Consider the following 655-nt stretch of genomic DNA (forward strand, 5'->3'; position numbering starts at 1 on the left):
CAAATCCTACGCTGCTTCAAATGCTTAAGCTACATCCGCCAGCCCTCATCACTCTTCCGATGCATAAGAACGGCTAGGTCGCGGCGTCGCTCGTACTCATCGAGTGGGAGGATTGGTCTTGCTCCGCATTTGATACTGCTGGCGAACTCCTCATCCTGGAGTGGGAGCCATCATGAGCTTGGTAATTGCGGATTGACGAGTTTGCGCAAGTGGTGCGCCACTAATCCAAGCACCAATACGGATTGACGCGTTCGTGCAAGCGGTGTGCCGGTAATCCAGGCAGCGAGCCGTCAGCACGTGTTGCAGATGCGTTTTGGCGAGACCGATATAGCGCGAGCGCTGAAGATGCAGGACCCGGACGCCCGCCGAAATCGTTCCCTCGATGCCGGCGCGCTGTCGATACTCTTTTGAGAAGGCAAGCTGCTCCTCGCGCCGGCGAGCCGCTTCCAGCGTCTCGTGTTCCTCGCGTGGTCGTAGCGTGAGCAGGCGCCGCTCGCTTCGGGGACACTGTGTCTTCAGGGGACAAGGTCGGCAATCTGTTGTCGAGAAGCGAACTTTGAAGGCGGTTCGCCTCTGATGTGAAGTAGTTTGGACTTAATCTGACAGACGGTGTCGTTAGGCTGAGGCATGAGCCGAGGCTGGGCGCGGAGTGGTC

General features: G+C 58.2%; 1 pseudogene. It reads right to left on the minus strand.

Annotated features, from left to right (window positions below):
* Positions 1 to 150: 150 nt before the first annotated feature.
* A pseudogene (locus JKL46_RS35035) lies at positions 151 to 579 on the minus strand (transposase); the annotation flags it as partial.
* Between the last annotated feature and the right edge of the window lie 76 nt (positions 580 to 655).

Source organism: Microvirga zambiensis WSM3693, from assembly GCF_016735695.1.
GTDB lineage: Bacteria > Pseudomonadota > Alphaproteobacteria > Rhizobiales > Beijerinckiaceae > Microvirga > Microvirga zambiensis.